The organism is Blastopirellula retiformator (genome assembly GCF_007859755.1).
Classification (GTDB): Bacteria; Planctomycetota; Planctomycetia; order Pirellulales; family Pirellulaceae; genus Blastopirellula; species Blastopirellula retiformator.
In genome coordinates, this window is the sequence record NZ_SJPF01000005.1 from 403,174 (window position 1) to 419,242 (window position 16,069).

At 59.9% G+C, this 16,069-nt stretch carries 14 protein-coding genes; 3 read left to right on the top strand and 11 right to left on the bottom strand.

All coding sequences use genetic code 11. The annotated features are described in order from the left end of the window. Positions 1–62 precede the first annotated feature (62 nt). The 5 genes from Enr8_RS21785 to Enr8_RS21800 all read right to left on the bottom strand — a co-directional run bounded on the left by Enr8_RS21785 (position 63) and on the right by Enr8_RS21800 (position 5,460). Complete coding sequence (locus tag Enr8_RS21785) at positions 63–344, bottom strand: H-X9-DG-CTERM domain-containing protein (RefSeq protein ID WP_146435750.1); 282 nt, start codon at positions 342–344, stop codon at positions 63–65. 61 nt (positions 345–405) lie between these two features. Beyond that, positions 406–564 (bottom strand): hypothetical protein, encoded by a 159-nt coding sequence (locus tag Enr8_RS25585; protein ID WP_186767788.1) that lies wholly within the window; start codon positions 562–564, stop codon positions 406–408. A gap of 317 nt (positions 565–881) precedes the next feature. Further along, positions 882–1,655: a phosphoribosylformylglycinamidine synthase I gene (gene purQ / locus Enr8_RS21790; RefSeq protein WP_146435752.1), complete on the bottom strand. Its 774-nt coding sequence runs from the start codon at positions 1,653–1,655 to the stop codon at positions 882–884. Between the two features lie 57 nt (positions 1,656–1,712). Next, a complete protein-coding gene (gene purL / locus Enr8_RS21795) occupies positions 1,713–4,637 on the bottom strand; it encodes a phosphoribosylformylglycinamidine synthase subunit PurL (protein ID WP_146435754.1) in 2,925 nt (974 codons plus the stop codon). Then, positions 4,618–5,460, bottom strand: coding sequence for a prephenate dehydrogenase (locus Enr8_RS21800; protein ID WP_146435756.1), 843 nt, complete (start codon positions 5,458–5,460; stop codon positions 4,618–4,620). Before Enr8_RS21800 ends, purL begins: the two co-directional genes overlap by 20 nt. Before the next feature lie 161 nt (positions 5,461–5,621). On the opposite strand from Enr8_RS21800, the gene Enr8_RS21805 reads away from it, so the two are divergent. The 3 genes from Enr8_RS21805 to Enr8_RS21815 all read left to right on the top strand — a co-directional run bounded on the left by Enr8_RS21805 (position 5,622) and on the right by Enr8_RS21815 (position 11,570). Further along, positions 5,622–6,674 carry a type II secretion system F family protein gene (locus Enr8_RS21805; RefSeq protein WP_146435758.1) on the top strand — a complete coding sequence of 351 codons (1,053 nt, stop codon included), beginning with the start codon at positions 5,622–5,624 and terminating at the stop codon, positions 6,672–6,674. Positions 6,675–7,093: 419 nt separating this feature from the next. Further along, positions 7,094–10,117 (top strand): PSD1 and planctomycete cytochrome C domain-containing protein, encoded by a 3,024-nt coding sequence (locus tag Enr8_RS21810; RefSeq protein ID WP_146435760.1) that lies wholly within the window; start codon positions 7,094–7,096, stop codon positions 10,115–10,117. 13 nt (positions 10,118–10,130) lie between these two features. After that, positions 10,131–11,570, top strand: coding sequence for a DUF1501 domain-containing protein (locus Enr8_RS21815; RefSeq protein ID WP_146435763.1), 1,440 nt, complete (start codon positions 10,131–10,133; stop codon positions 11,568–11,570). A 15-nt stretch (positions 11,571–11,585) separates the two neighbouring features. Here Enr8_RS21815 and Enr8_RS21820 read toward each other — a convergent pair whose 3' ends face one another. The 6 genes from Enr8_RS21820 to Enr8_RS21845 form a co-directional block, all read right to left on the bottom strand. Continuing rightward, positions 11,586–13,079 carry a PcfJ domain-containing protein gene (locus Enr8_RS21820; protein ID WP_146435765.1) on the bottom strand — a complete coding sequence of 498 codons (1,494 nt, stop codon included), beginning with the start codon at positions 13,077–13,079 and terminating at the stop codon, positions 11,586–11,588. 263 nt (positions 13,080–13,342) lie between these two features. Continuing rightward, positions 13,343–13,633, bottom strand: coding sequence for a type II toxin-antitoxin system RelE/ParE family toxin (locus tag Enr8_RS21825; protein ID WP_146435767.1), 291 nt, complete (start codon positions 13,631–13,633; stop codon positions 13,343–13,345). Between the two features lie 12 nt (positions 13,634–13,645). Beyond that, complete coding sequence (locus Enr8_RS21830; RefSeq protein ID WP_146435769.1) at positions 13,646–13,888, bottom strand: type II toxin-antitoxin system ParD family antitoxin; 243 nt, start codon at positions 13,886–13,888, stop codon at positions 13,646–13,648. A 103-nt stretch (positions 13,889–13,991) separates the two neighbouring features. Next, positions 13,992–14,219: a hypothetical protein gene (locus Enr8_RS21835; RefSeq protein WP_146435771.1), complete on the bottom strand. Its 228-nt coding sequence runs from the start codon at positions 14,217–14,219 to the stop codon at positions 13,992–13,994. Between the two features lie 9 nt (positions 14,220–14,228). After that, on the bottom strand, positions 14,229–15,695 hold the full coding sequence (locus tag Enr8_RS21840; RefSeq protein WP_146435773.1) for a sulfatase: 1,467 nt from the start codon (positions 15,693–15,695) through the stop codon (positions 14,229–14,231). 91 nt (positions 15,696–15,786) lie between these two features. Next, complete coding sequence (locus Enr8_RS21845) at positions 15,787–16,068, bottom strand: anti-sigma factor family protein (RefSeq protein WP_186767790.1); 282 nt, start codon at positions 16,066–16,068, stop codon at positions 15,787–15,789. Position 16,069: the final 1 nt, after the last annotated feature.

Below are 16,069 nucleotides of genomic sequence, written 5' to 3' on the forward strand. Positions count from 1 at the left end.
GTTCAGTTCCTTAGTGCGATGAGAGAGAATGACCCGCGTCGCGACAAGCCGACTTGCCTGCGTTACTGCAAGTTGATCGGCAGGCCGTCGATGCGGCCTCCCATCGCGTTGTAAGCCCGGTGATCCATCGTGTCGGGTAGGAACTGAACCGACGCATCGGCCAGCGTAAAGACAGCCCTGCCGGGGTGAAAGCTGGACGCGCCGATGTTGTTGACCACGGCGGCCATATTCGCCTCTTCGATGAACCGGCTATTGATCCCGTGGTTGGTCGGGCAGCCCTGAAAGTTCGGGCAGTAGGCGCACATCCAGCGGGTCAGTTCGCCGCGGCGGCCGGGTTGCTTCAATGCGTTTCTTGCTGATAGCAGTAGTTATGTCGCTGGCGCAATCCGGGGGCAGACCGTCGGTCTATTGCGGACAAATGCTGGGGGCATAGCACATCACGGCGGTGTCGCCGGCCCAGTTGTCAAAAGGCTGCCCGTCGCCGCGGCGCATCGAATCGCCATTTGGATTGCTGGGCCATTCCTGCCACGGAGCGCGAACGCCGGTCAGAGCGTCTCGTTGCATGTCTTCAAAAAGACAAGCCGGGGTGCGTTTCGTGTATCATGAAAAAATTAGTAGAATGGCGTTTTTACGGCGAATGTCTTTCATGAAATTTTGACTACGGCGATTGATTTGGAAATACGCGTTTGCGTCGCGATGTTTGCGTTTTCGCTACTTGCAAAGCGATCGTGCCAACTTTTGGGGCGGATTTGAGAGATTCGTTGCCCTGAAAAGTGGGCGCGAGCGGAACAGCCATGTCAGAGCGCTGACATGCGCACGGTGGATGCACCGATGGTCGGTGGAGTGGCGATCGACGTTCCGCGATTGGGGGCGACTTGCGACTAAGAAAAATACTCCACCGCATTCTGGAAGATCTTCAACCCATCACCAACTTCCCCCGCTTCGCCGCGCGTCCAGCGTGGGTGATGCGTCGGATCGAGGTGACGCTCGGGGTGCGGCATCAGGCCGAAGACGCGGCCGGTGCTGTCGCAGGCGCCGGCGACGCCGAGTTGGGCGCCGTTGGGGCAGTCGGGGAAGGCCGCCTCGCCGCCAGCGGCGTCGGTGTAGCGGAGGGCGAGCTGGTCAGCCTTGTCGAGCGCCGCAAGCGTGGCGGCGTCGCGGGCGGCGAAGCGGCCTTCGGCGTGGGCGACCGGCAGGTACATCTTTTCGATGTCCTTCAGGAAGACGCACTTGTCGCCGAACGTTTTCAGGTGGACCCAGCGATCGACGAAGCGTTGCGACTCGTTCCAGGCTAAAGTCGCCGGCGGGTGACCGTCGTCGGAGTCAGGCAGCAGGATGCCCGACTTCAGCAAGATCTGAAAGCCGTTGCAGATCCCCAAGACCAGCTTGCCGGCGTCGATGAACTGACGCAGCACTTCATCCAGGTGATGACGAATCTGGCTGCCGACGATCCGGCCGGCGGCGATGTCGTCGCCATAGCTGAAACCGCCCGGCAGGCAAAGGATCTGAAAGCCTTCGGCCAGGTTGGGCTGATCGAGCAAGCGGTTCAGGTGAACGCGCTCAGCCTGGCCGCCGGCAAGCTGAAACGCAAACGCCGTTTCGCCATCGCAATTGGTGCCGGGGGCTCGCAGGATCAAGGCCTTGGGAGTCGCCATCGTCGGTTACTTTACTAGGGAAAAAGGTGCTGCAAACGGAAACAACAACAGGGGCGTCTACCAGTCGAGCGGCGACAGCCAGGCTTGCTTCAGCTCGTCCAGTTCGGCCGAGACGAGCGTCGTCTTGTCGTGCGTGATCGTGACGGTCGGCGCTTCGACGACGGTGCCGATCGCGGCGTGCGGAACGCCGGCCAACAGCGACTGGAACTGCTTCTCGTTCTCGGCCGGCACTTCGACCAGGAAGCGAGTATTCGATTCGCTGAACAAGAGGCTGACCGCGTGCTTGGCCGCGACGTCATGCGGCATCGCGTCGAGCGAAACCTCGGCGCCCAGTCCGCCCGCGAACGCCATTTCGGCCAGGGCGACGGCGAGACCACCTTCCGACAAGTCGTGGCACGCTCGGACGAGCCCGCCATGGATCGCCTTGTGAAGCGAGGTGAAGGTCGCCTTGGCGACGGCCGGATTGACCTTCGGCGCGGCGCCTTCTTTTTGGCCGTGAATCAGGGCCCAGTGCGAACCGCCCAACTCGTTGAACGTCTTGCCGACGACATAGAGCTTGCTGCCTGCTTTCTTCAGGTCCATCGTCACGCAGCGGCGGACGTCGTCGACCTGACCGAGCGCGCTGATCAAGAGCGACGGGGGAATCGAGATCGTCTGCTTCTCCCCCTGGTCGTTAAAGTAGCTGAACTCGTTGTTCAAGCTGTCTTTGCCGGAGATGAACGGCGTGCCGAGGGCGATCGCCATGTCGTAGCAAGCGATCGCCGAACGAACGAGCGAGCCGAGCGTTTCGGGACGATCGGTATAGCCCCAACAGAAGTTATCGAGGATCGCAATTTGCGACGGATCGGCGCCGACGGCGACGCAATTGCGCATCGCTTCGTCGATGGCGCTGGTCGCCATGTCGTAGGTGTCAAAGTCGCCATACCGCGGGTTCATGCCGCACGAGACGACCACGCCGCGGTTGGAAGTCAGCACCGGGCGGACGACAGCCGCGTCGCCAGGACCGTCGTTCATCACGCCGACCAGCGGCTTGATGGCGCTGCCGCCTTGCACTTCGTGGTCGTATTGGCGAATGATCCAGTGTTTGCTAGCGACGTTGAGCGAGCCGAGGATGCTCTTCAGGTCAGCGGCAAAGTCGCAACTCTTCGCGACCGGCAGCTTCACTTCTTTGACCGGCAGCGGCTTGTAGGTCGCTTCGCGGATGATTGGCGGGCGTCCGTCGTGCAGGAATTTCATGTCGAGGTCGCCGACCTGCTCGTTGTAATAGAACAACTTCAGGCGGCCGGTCGGAACGTAGCGGCCGATAATGGTCGCTTCGACTCCTTCGCTGCTGCACAGTTCTTCCAACTCGTCCCATTTGTCGTCGGGCACGGCCAGGATCATGCGCTCTTGGGCTTCGCTGATCCAGATTTCGGTGTAGGAGAGGCCGTCGTATTTCAGCGGGGCTCGATCGAGCCAAACGTCGGCGCCGATCATCTCGCCCATTTCGCCCACGGCACTCGAGAACCCGCCAGCGCCGCAGTCGGTGACCGCATTGAACAGCCCACGATCGCGAGCTTCCAGCAGGACGTCGAGCACCATCTTCTCGGTGATCGCGTTGCCGATTTGGACGGCGCCGCCGGAGAGCGATTCGCTTTCGCTGGTCAGCTCGGCCGAGCTGAACGTGGCGCCATGGATGCCGTCGCGACCGGTTCGTCCACCCAGGGCGACGATCAGGTCGTTCGCCTTCGGTTCTTTGAACGAGTGTTGCTGCGGGATCAGCCCGACGTTGCCACAGTAAACGAGCGGGTTACCGAGGTAACGCTCGTCAAAGTAAACGGCGCCGTTGACGGTCGGAATACCCATCCGGTTGCCGTAGTCGCGCACGCCGCTGACGACGCCGTTCATCACCCGTCGCGGATGGAGCACGCCTTGCGGCAGCGATTCCGGATCGACATCGGGCGGAGCGAAGCAGAAGACGTCGGTGTTGCAGATCGGCTTGGCGCCCATGCCGGTCCCCATTGGATCGCGGACAACGCCGCCGATGCCGGTGTTGGCGCCACCGTAAGGTTCCAGCGCCGACGGGTGGTTGTGGGTTTCGACCTTGAAGACGACGTTGTGCTCTTCGTCAAAGCGGACGATGCCGGCGTTGTCTTGGAAGACGCTGACGCACCAGTCCTTGTCACCCAGCGATTCGCGAATCTCCTGCGTCGCCGCGAAGATCGTTTCCTTCAACATGTTATTGAAGCTGCGTTTCCCCTTTTCGTCTTCGTAGGCGATCCGGCCGGCCAGGGTTTTGTGGCTGCAGTGCTCGCTCCAGGTTTGAGCGACCGATTCCAGCTCGATGTCGGTCGGGTCGCGGCCCAGTTCGACAAAGTACTTTTGAATCGTCTGCATTTCGACCAGCGTCAGGTAGAGCTGACCTTCCTTGCTCAGCTTGGTTAGACCGGCGTCATCGAGTTTGCGGATCGGCGTCGTCTGCAGGGCGAACTCGTACGGCTTGCCGAACGAAAGCTTCTCGAACGGAATCGGGCCGACGATCACTTGCTCGATCGCGTCGTTGGCCAGCAGCTTATTGCAGAGTTTCTCGAACTGGGCCTGCGGTAGTTCCGGCAACCAATACTTGCGGAACGTGCGAACCGCGGCGACCGATTGGCCGAAGTCGGCGATCGCGGTGGTCGTACTTTGTGCGACCGGATCCATCACGCCCGGCTTGGGCAAGACGTAGACCTGCTGCGACAGCTCAGCCTTGGGCGCCTGCGAGAGGGAGTCGGCGCCGGCCTCGTCGATCTTGGCCGTTTCGACCACCGTATCGCACAGCAGTTGATCGGAGAGCAGTTCGACGTACTCGCGATTGAATTCGGCTTGGATCAGGAACCCGCGCGCCGTCGCGACGTGCAGATCCGACGCCAGACCGAGATCGGCCGCGGCGGCAATAAGCGAATCAGCGGCAGCGTCGCGCTCGTCAGCGGACGGATAGATATCAATTTCCCACAGCGTCACGGCGATTTTTTCCGTCGTTTAGGAGTTTTTCGAGCTTGGCGTCATTCTCGCTTTCGAGCGATTCACGCAAAGCCGCCAGCACTTTCTCAAACTTGTCGAGCGCCTTCAAGACGTGGCCTCGATTCGATGTAAATATCTGTCGCCACAGCGCGGCGTCGCCACCGGCGATCCGCGTGGTGTCGTACCAGCCGGTTGCGGTTAGGGGCAGCCATTTCTCGGGGGTGGTCGCCGCTACGGCCGCCGCCGCCCAGTGAGGCAGATGGCTGGTGAAGGCCAGCGCCTCGTCATGTTCTTTCGGTTCCATCCAGACGACGGTCGCGCCGAGCGCCGTCCAGAGATCTTCGATCGTCTCGGCTGCCGCCTGGTCGGTCTTGGCGGTTGGCGTCAGCACTACCGTGCGGTCGACAAACAGGCCGGCGTCGGCATGTTTGGGGCCTGCTTTGGCGCCCCCGGCCAGCGGATGGCCGCCGACAAACCGGGCGTTCTTCAGACCTTTGTTCAGTGCGGCGACGATTTCTCCCTTGGTGCTGCCGGCGTCGGTCACAATCGTGCCTGGCTGACAGTGGCGATCGACTTGCTGCACCAGATGAACGATTTTGTCGACCGGAGCGCAGATGATCACCAACTCGGCATTCTCAACCCCGGCGTCAATATCGGTCGCCGCCTGGTCAATTGCGCCAACTTTCAGAGCGTCCGCCAAACTTTCCTGACTTCGCCCGACCCCGACAATCTTCTTGGCTAACCCGCGAGCCCGCATCGCCAGACCGATCGAACCGCCGATCAGGCCGACTCCGACGATCGTGGCTTGGTTCCACTGGGGCATGGGGGCTTTGTGGGGTGTTAGTAGCAATTGGCTAATTTCGAGAATCGATTAGTTTAACAAAATCTGATCCATTAGGCGGAGGGGCTAGGCGCTCCCATGGGCGAATTCCCCAGGTATCTTGGGAAGGAAACCGTTCCGACTCCCATAAATCGCGAGATGGCATGTTTTTTTCCCCACGCATCGGACTTCAGACCCTCGTCCAGCTTTGCCGGCGGGTCGGAACGCAGCTGGACGCAGGTGTGGATGACCGCACCATCTGGCGGCGCGAAGTCGAGCGGGCTCATGGCGCCCAGCGGCGGGTGATGGAAGAGATTCGTGATGGGGTTGAGCGGGGATCAACCTTGGGGGACGCTTTGAAGCGAACCGGCGACTACTTTCCGCATGTTTTTCGTGAAATGGTCCGCCTGGGGGACGAAACGGGACATCTTGATCGGATACTGCAGGAACTGTCGGAACGGTACGAACATCGGCTCCAGCTCCGCCGGTCGTTTCTGGCGGGGATCGCCTGGCCGATGATCCAGCTGATTTTTGCAGTCGTCTTTGTTGGGCTGCTGATCTGGTTCATGGGCTTCCTGGGCCGTACGACGGGAAAACCGATCGACATCCTGGGGTTCGGGCTGGTCGGTACCTCGGGCATGCTCACCTATTTTTCGATCGTCGGCGCCATCGTGTTCGGCAGCGGGGTGATTTGGATGTTCTATCGCCAGGGGCAGCTCGATTTTTTGCCGATCGGCCGAATCGCGATGAACATCCCCGGAGTCGGCGCCCCACTCAAAACGATCGCCCTGTCGCAAATGGCCTGGACGCTGGCGCTGACCACCGGCGGCGGGCTCGACGCACGCCGGGCGATTCGACTCGGTCTTGAGTCCACCCACAGCGACTACTACACGCAGTTCATCGACCAGGTCGATCGCGAGATTTTGGCCGGGGAAGAAATCGGCGACGCGCTGCGGCACACCGGCGTCTTTCCGGAAGAGTTTCTCGACGCCATCTACACCGGCGAGCTGACCGGCCGAATTTCGGAGATGATGGAGAAACTGTCGGACGACTATCAGTCTCGTGCGAAGGCAGCGCTCAACATGCTGGCGATGATCGCCGGTTTTGGCGTTTGGCTGTTGGTGGCGGGGTTGTTGGTGACGTTGATTTTCCGGATCTTCTTCAACGCCTACTTGGGGCCGATGAACGAGGCGCTGGATGACTTGAATGGTTTCTAGCGGCCAGATTTTCAGGGTGAGTTCTACCAACTAGCCAATGTATGGGGGATGGCCCTATTGTGGAAAAACCACGTGTTCGGTGCGAGAACCTTCCTGGGTTCGCAAACGATCTCACATCCGCTTTAACAGTCCGTTGATTTTCTCGTCGGACTGCGTGATCGCACGGATGCGATCCCAAAATAACGACGTAAGTCGTTATTTTGCGAGCCGCGAAGAGCTATGCTCTGAGCCTGGCGAGGTTGAAAAATGCCACGATGGCATTTTTCAACAGGCAGTTGAGCCTTGCAAAGCCGGTATGACTTTACTGGGCGTCTCCCCTCTTTCTCTCTGGTAATCGTCTCCTGGGAAAACTACCTTGAAGTTTGCATCGAGCGTCTGCGATACTTCGCTCCCGCCACCACTCTCTTTGAGAAGGGCTCATGCAGCATTCCCGCCTATTTTCTGCCTGCCTGGTTTTTTTGCTCGTTCCGCTCTCGTCGCTCGCGGCGGCGGAGATCGATTTCAATCGCGACATCCGTCCGCTGTTTGCGTCGAAATGTATTGCCTGTCATGGCCCTGACGAAGGTCATCGCGAAGCCGATCTGCGGTTGGACGAGCGGGACGCGGCGATTGAGTATGGCGCGATCACGCCTGGTTCGCCGGACGAGAGTTTGCTGCTGGAGCGGATCTTGACCGATGATCATGATCTGCAGATGCCGCCGCCCCCTACCAACGATACGCTGACGGCGGACGAAAAGAAGTTGTTCACGCAGTGGATCAAAGAAGGGGCGCCCTACGCGAAACATTGGGCGTTTGTCCATCCGCAGACATCTCCCCTGCCGGAAGTTGCCGATGCCGGCTGGGCGAAAGGCCCGCTCGATTCGTACATACTCGCGCGGCTTGAACAGGAAGGCTTAACGCCATCACCCCAGGCCGATCGCTACGCATTGATTCGCCGGGTCTCGCTTGATTTGACGGGCCTGCCGCCGACGCCGGAAGAGGCGGAGGCGTTTGCCAATGATCCTGATCCGGGCGCTTACGAAAAGCTGGTCGATCATCTACTGGCTTCTCCCCGCTATGGCGAACGTTGGGCGCGGGACTGGCTCGACTTGGTCCGCTATTCTGACACCAACGGCTATGAGAAGGATCGAGAGCGTTCGATCTGGCCCTACCGCGATTGGGTCATTCAGGCGATCAACAACGACATGCCGTACGATCAATTCTCGATCGAACAGATCGCTGGAGACATGTTGCCGAAAGCGACCGAAAGCCAAAAAGTTGCAACCGGTTTTCATCGCAACACGATGCTCAACGAAGAAGGGGGCATCGACCCGCTCGAGTTTCGCTTCTATGCGATGATCGATCGAGTCTCGACGACCGGCACGATCTGGTTGGGGATGACGGTCGGTTGCGCTCAGTGCCACACGCACAAGTACGATCCAATCACGCACACCGACTTCTACAGCTTCATGGCGCTGCTCAACAACGCGGATGAACCGGATCAGGTGCTGAAGCGTCCGGCGATTGTCGAGCAGCGGGCAAAGCTGTTGGCCGAGATCGAAACGCTGGAGTCGGCGCTCCCCAATCAGTTTCCGCCGGCCGAAGGTGATGGACCGATCGAGCAGCGGCGCCACGCAAATCTGGAAAAGCGGAAAGCGGCCTGGCTGGCCGAAGCCGAGGCGAATGCGACCCCGTGGCAAACGCTGATGGCGTCGAAGCTGGAAACGAACTTGCCGAAGCTGGAAACGCTGGCCGATGGTTCAATCTTTTCGAGCGGCGACATAACGAAGCGCGACGTCTTTACGCTGACCTTTCCGATCGACCCATCGCAGTTGCCGCTGACGGCACTTCGCTTGGAGGTCTTGCCCGATGAACGTCTCCCGGCCGGCGGACCAGGGCGCTCGTACTACGAAGGACGCCAGGGCGATTTCTTTTTGAGTGAACTGTCAGCAAAGCTGGGGGACCAGCCGATCCCGCTTACCGCCGCATCGCATAGCTACGGCAAGATCAGCATCGGCAGCGGTAGCGCCGATGCAGCGAATGTACTCGACGGCGATGGTTCGACTGGTTGGGGAACCGCCCAGCGTGAAGGGGAAGCGAATCAGCTGGTCGTCAATATGGCCGAGCCGATTACCAGCCCCGGCGATCTGACGATCGAGCTATTGTTCGAGCGGCACTTTGCCGCCAGTTTGGGCCGCTTTCGGATCTCGGCGGCCAGTTTACAAGTCGAAGCAATCGCCAAGTCGATGACGACCGAAGTCGAAATGATCTTGGTGAAGAAGGTCGAAGCACGGACGGCCGAGGAAACGAAACGGCTTGACCACTACTATCTTTCGGTAGCGCCCGCGCTGGCCGCGGCTCGCAAGCCAATTGATCAGCTACGCAAGAAGCTGCCGCAGTTCCCAACGTCGATGGTGATGCTGGAGCGGCCCGCCGACAATCCACGGGAAACGTTCCGCCATCATCGAGGTGAGTACCTCAGTCCGAAGGAAAAGGTGACGCCGCGGATTCCGGAGTTCTTGGGGATGGAATCGAAGGAGGCGCCAGCCGATCGACTAGAGCTGGCCAAGTGGCTGGTAAGTCGCGAGAACCCGCTGGCGGCCCGCGTTGCAGTGAATCGGTGGTGGCAGGCCTTTTTTGGCCGCGGCCTGGTCGAAAGCAGCGGCGATTTTGGGACGCAATCGCAGCCGCCGTCGCATCCTGAGCTACTCGACTATCTCGCTTGCTCGCTGATGGAAAACGACTGGTCGATGAAGCAGCTGCATCGCGAGATCGTGCTGAGCGCCACCTATCGGCAAGATTCGCGACAGACCGAAAAGCTGAAGTCGGCCGATCCGCAGAACCGTCTGCTGGCGCGGGGGCCGCGATTGCGTATCGACGCCGAGATGGTCCGCGACGCGATGCTGCTGGCCAGCGGTAAGCTGTCGGACAAGATGTACGGCCGCGGCGTCTTTCCGCCGCAACCGGCCAGCGTGACGGCGCTTGCCTACGGCGGATTCCGCTGGAACGAGTCGCAGGGCGAAGATCGGTATCGCCGCTCGATCTACACCTTCAGCAAACGGACGGCGCCGTTCGCCGCCTTCGCCGTGTTTGACGCTCCCAGCGGCGAAGTTTGTACCGCCAAACGGGATCGCAGTAACACGCCGCTGCAGGCGCTCACGTTGCTGAACGACGCGATGTATATCGAACTGGCGCGAGCGCTGGCCGCCGCGGCGGCCAGCGAAGCGACGACCGAACAGGCGATCGCCGAGAATCTGTTTCGGCGTCTGATGACTCGCCCGCCGACGCCGGAGGAGGTGAAGGCGATCTTGCAATATCGCCAGACGCAGCTGACGCGGTTGCAGGCAGGCGAACTGGACGCGGCGAAAATCGGCGGCGGCGAAAGCTCTTCGCCGGAAGCTGCCGCTTGGGTGATGACGGCTCGAACGCTGATGAACCTGGACGAAGCGATTACCAAGTCTTAAGGAAGACCGCTCGATGAACTGGCTGCAAGAACAAACGCGACGGCACTTCTTCCGCAACTGCGGCGTCGGACTCGGCAAGATCGCGCTGGCGTCGCTGTTGGCGGAGTCAAGCTTGGGCATTACCGCCGCGCAGGCCGAACCGATCAGTCCCTTCGCGCCGAAGCCGTCGCACTTTCCGGCAAAAGCGAAGCGGGTGATCTACCTGTTTATGGCAGGGGCCCCGAGCCAGCTCGATATGTTCGACTACAAGCCGAAGTTGGCCGAGATGGAAGGGAAGCCAATCCCGCCGTCGGTGATCGCCGGGCAGCGGTATGCGTTCATTCAGCCCGACGCCGCGGTGCTGGGACCGCGGTTCTCATTCGCCAAGCATGGCGAGTGTGGCGCCGAGATTTCGGACCAGATGCCGCATCTGGCGAAGGTGGTCGACGACATCGCGATCATCCGCTCGGTGACGACCGACCATTTCAATCACGCCCCGGCCCAGCTCTTTTGCAACACCGGCAATGGCGTGCCCGGGCGGCCGAGCATGGGATCGTGGCTCAGCTATGGACTGGGAAGCGAAGCGAACGATTTGCCGTCGTTTGTGGTGCTGAAGAGCGGCGGTAGTCTCAGCGGCGGCGCCGCGATGTGGAACGCCGGGTTCTTGCCCTCGGTCCATCAAGGGGTTCCGTTTCGCGGGCAAGGGGATCCGATCTTGCATGTCTCCAATCCGACTGGCTACGACGATCAGGCTCAGCGCGATTCGCTTGATCTGATTCGTGACCTGAATCGCCAGCAACTGGCCCAGATTGGCGATCCGGAGATCAAGACGCGGATGGAAGCGTATGAAATGGCGTATCGCATGCAGTCGCGGGCCCCAGAGCTGATGGACTTCGCGCAGGAAGCGAAGGAGACGCTCGATCTGTATGGCGCCGACCCGAAGGATACGAAGAAGTCGTTCGCCAACAATTGCTTGATGGCGCGGCGGCTGGTGCAGCGCGGCGTGCGGTTTGTTCAGGTTTACCAAGCCGACTGGGATCATCACAGCGACGTCGCCGGCGGCGTCCGTTCGCAATGTCGAAAGACCGATCAGGCGTGCGCCGCGCTGATCCAAGACCTAAAGCGATGCGGCATGCTGGAGGATACGCTGGTCATCTGGGGCGGAGAATTTGGCCGCACCCCGATGGTCGAATCGAGCGCCGCGCTCGGCCGCAGCCAAGGCCGCGACCATCATCCCCAGGCCTTTACCATGTGGATGGCCGGCGGCGGAATCAAGTCGGGCTTCAGCTACGGCGCAACGGACGAGTTGGGTTTTAACGTCGTCGAAAACAAAGTCCATGTCCATGACATCCAGGCCACCATCTTGCAATGCCTGGGGATCGATCACACGAAACTGACGTTCCGCCATCGCGGGCTCAACTTCAAGCTGACCGGCGTCGAAGAGCATCACCCCGTGCTCGATCTACTCGCGTAGGGCGATGCTCGTCGACTAAAGTCGCAGCCTGGCTTGCTGCGCCCATTGGCGAATGATCCGACATTCTTCTTCGGTCGGCACGCGATTGTGGCTGCCGCTGTATTGGGCGATCTGGCGATCTTGCGGGCGAACCTCAATCGTGAGGGCCCGCGATTTTCCTTGCGGCGTTTCCCGCTCGAGCGACCAGATCGACGACAGCCCTTGTTCGCAGAGGTCGATGTAAGTCGCCACGCAGTGGCTCATCACCTCTCCTTCCTGGACGATCTGCTTGCTGCTGAGCAGTTCGCGGATCGTCCAGGCCGCCAACTGGCCATCAGCCTCCTCTTCCACCACATCGAAACCAGCGATGCCGCACGGCGGCCAATCATGCATGCCGAAGACGAACGTATCGTGCACCGTGCCATGCCACCGCTCGACCTGACGGAGGAGCGACTGCGGAGTGCGGCCGCGCATCGTGAAGTTCGGTTCACGGGCGTTGGTGGCCTGGGGATCGCCCTCGCCCGTCAGCACATAGTGCGGCACGAACCGTTGGAACTGGATGTAGTCGATAATCGAGCCGACCTGCGAGCGATCAACCTCGGGATACCGAATCAGCCACTGCAGCACGACCCGCCAAAACTTGTGATTGGCGAAGTCGACCGACAACCGCGAACGGAGCACCGCATAGGCGAGCGCGTCGTCGCCGCCGAGACCCTTTACCTCGCCCCAACGGATCGCCTGTTCGATTGTCGAATTGCCGGGCGCTTGGTGAAAATGGTGGGCCATTTTCTTGGTGTATTCCAGCGGCATTAAGTTGCAATTCGCCAGGTTGTGACCCGCAGCCAGATGCAGATAGATCCGTCGCCAGGCGGCGCTGCGCTCGGCGAATCCGGCAAGCCAGACCTGGTCGAGAAACGCCGGCAGTTCGCCGTATTGTACAAACAAGTGCTGCAACAGCGACTGGAACTGGCGGCGGGGACTGCGACTGGTCGGCGTCCACGATTCGATCGGGCGAATCCAGCGGCGGCAATGGGCTGCGATCAGCGGCAGCGCTTCGAGCGCCGAGTTGCCGGCACGCTGACCGAACCGCGGGTAATAGGGGGTTCCGTCCAGAAACCGAGCCTTCGTCTCCAACAGATGAGCAACCAGTTTCTCCAGCACCTGCGGCTTGATGTTGGCGCCGCTGCCGTCATGTTTCGCAAGATGCGCCCCACGATAGAACCCTTCGAGCGGCGCTTGCCAATCGTAGCGATAGACTTGATCGCGGCAGATTCGCAACAGCAAGTGATCGGCGTTTCTCGCTTCACGGCGCTTGGCGAGCATAGCTTCAACGGCCAGTTTACGACGCGAATATTGCACTTCGCGCTGGCGCAGTTTGGCGGTCTTGTGCAGCTTGCGGCAGAAGCCGTTGGCGGCGCACCAATCGCGATAGTCCTTGAGCGACCCCAGATGAAGGGCGCTGAGATGCCGCACTAGCTGCGGATTCGACTCCAGGATTTGCTGATCGGTAGGTTTGGATTTGGTAGCCATAATGGATCTTGTGGGCGCATAGGATCTCTACAGTGACAAAGCGATGGGTAACTGCGAGCGATGTTTGGCTTTGGTTTCATGTCAAGAGACTCCAACAGAAAATGGGTTGGTGATAGACGGGGACACACGTCGCGGATTGCGGTTCGCGCACAAACGCGATCCGCCAAACAGAGCGTAGGGGCCGCTCTGCCGCCCCAGAGGCAAGAGAGGACGCGGCGATGGCAATCGAAGTGTACGAACGCATTTGGTCCGCACGACAGACTCTACAACTGCTGATACATGGGATCACAGTCGCCAGGAAGAATGCGAACAATCTCGACGCCCGAGGCGCGGTGACGGAAATAGATTACGTAGCGGCCGAGGGCCGTTGCTCGGATGTCGGATCCAAGTTCTTCGCGAACGTCCCCAATGTCAGGTTGACTCGCGATGAATCGACATTTCTCACGAAGCTTGCTGAGCCATCGTCGGGCAGCGATCGGTTCATCACCCGCAATATGAGCTGCAATATTCGTGAGATCTGTTTTCGCGTCAGCCGAGTATCGAAGTCGACTCATTTCGGATTCGTACTAGGTACGTTCGGATTCGGTCTTGGAAATGGCCGATTCCGCCGCGGCGAAAACGTCTTCTTCTGAGAAAGATTCGTCGGCATCAAGTTGGCGAATCCCCTTGGCGATTTCCAGACGGAGCGCCTCCTGGGCCTGCAGTAGACGAATACCTGCGGCGACCGCTTCTTCCGCTGAGGAATAACGCCCCTGGTTCACGAGCGACTGAACGAAGGCGTTCAGTTCGTGGGGTAAGGTTAGATTCATACGGTTCTTTCGCCAAAGGCAAACGACTTGGGCCAACAAATCCAGTATGGGTCAGCAGCTTGTTCTCATGCAAACGAACACGAGGTTTGTGTGTAAGCCGAGCCTACAAACACATGTAAACCACGACCGCTGTCCCTGAACTCATGACGATGCTGTAGACCGCCTCTTGCTCGTAGTCAGCGAACCGATCGGGGCAATACGACGAGAACATCGCCCAGAAAAAAAGGATCGCCACCGGCGCCGCGAAGATCGGGTGCGTATTGGCGCCGACGGCTAGGCAGATCGAAAAGCCGCCGAACAAGAGTAACAACGTCTTCAGGCCGTACAGCATGTGGTTCCTTTACAACTCCGGAATTGGATCATCCTTGTGGATGACTTTCCCTTCCCAGACCGGGATGTCGTTATCGTAGGTCAAGATGCGATGGGCGCTGCCAGGCGCGGCGTGGACGTCGACTTTCGGCAGCCAGGCGGAGAGTTCTTTTTTCATGTCGCCCAGCTCTGGCTTGGCGGCCAGATTGGTCATTTCTTGGGGATCGGCTTGCATGTCGTACAACTCTTCCGATCCGTCGGCGTAGTGGATGTATCGCCACCGCTTGGTGCGGACGGCGTGGTTGCCTTGGTTGTGGGTGGTGATCGCTGGTTGCTCCCGTTTCGCGTTGGCGTCTTGCAGTTGTGGCGAGAGGGTGAGTCCTTCCAAATCGGCTTTGGCCGGCAATCCGCATAGATCAATCAGCGTCGGATAGATATCGAGCAGTTCGACCGGCTGCTCGCATTTACCGTGAATCGCGACGCCAGGGCCGGCGAAGATCAACGGGACGCGAGTGGAACGATCCCAAAGCGTATTCTTGCCGGTAATTCCTTTTTCGCCCAAATGCCAACCATGATCCGACCAGAGGACAATCACCGTGTTGTTCGCATACCCGTTTTTCTCGAGCGCTTCCATGACGCGGCCGACCTGCGCGTCAACAAAGCTGGTACAAGCGAGGTAGGATCGCACCAGGTTCTTCCATTCGCCTGACTCGGCGAGGAATTTTTGTCGTGGTTCAGGAAGCTTCCAGTGCAAGTACCACGAGAAGCGGGGCGTGTCGTCCCGGTCGTTGGCCGCGAAGGTAGGAAGCTGGACCTCGTCTTCGGGATAGAGATCAAACCACTGCTGCGTCGCGTAACAAGGAACGTGCGGCAGGAAGAAGCCGACCGACAGGAAGAAGGGCTCCTTCGGTTTTTCGTTGAGCGTTTTTACTGCCCAACTGGCGACCTGGTAGTCTCCCCTGTCTTCGTCGCGATGGGGAAAGGTTCCCCAGTCAACCAGCGGATGCGGATTGGGCGTCTGCACTAGCTTTTGCTTCGGCTTGGCGCCGACCGATGCGGCGGGGCCAAGGTGATCGAATTCGTCATCCTTCTTCGGGCGTCGGCCGTAACCGCCATGAAAGATCTTGCCGGTCGAGTAGGTGGTGTAACCATTGTTTCGCAGGTACTGCGGAAGCGTGACCAGGTCACTCAAACCTTCGACATCGCGGAACCAGGGCGCCAGACCATGAATGCCGGTCGTGCTGGGGCGAAGACCGGTCAGCAAACTGGTGCGCGACGAATTGCAAAGCGGCGCCTGGCAGTGGGCGTTGTTGAACATCGTGCCCCGAGCGGCGAGCGTATCGATGTAGGGCGTCTGCGCCTGAGGATGTCCGCCAAAACAGCCGATCCAATCGTTTTGGTCATCGATGGCGATGAACAAGATGTTGGGCTTTTCGGCCAGCGCAATAGAAACAATGCAGGGGAGCGCAAGCAGGGCGCCAAGGGCAAGACGAACCATGGGGGATCTCTGGGGCGGGAGAGTGACTAGAATCGACTCCCCGATTCTAGTGGATCGCGCCGCGGGAATCACGCGTTTGCCGGCGAATCGTTTACTCAGCCGGCGGCGGCGTCTTTTCCTCGCCCTGTTGCCGTGCAGCCAAGATCGCGTTGATCAACGCATCAGGCGCCGGAGGGGGCGGGTTCATTTTGTTGCAGCAGGCCGCTTTGCCCAGGACTAACGTTTCTCGGTAGTTGTCCAGGTAATGCTTGCAGCAGGGACAATGCTCGAGGTGCGTCTCCATTACCTCTTGCTGGTTATTGGGGAGCGCATTGTCGAGAAAGTCCGCGAGGTATTCGTAGATTTCTTTGCAGGAGAGTTTGGCGTGATTCATG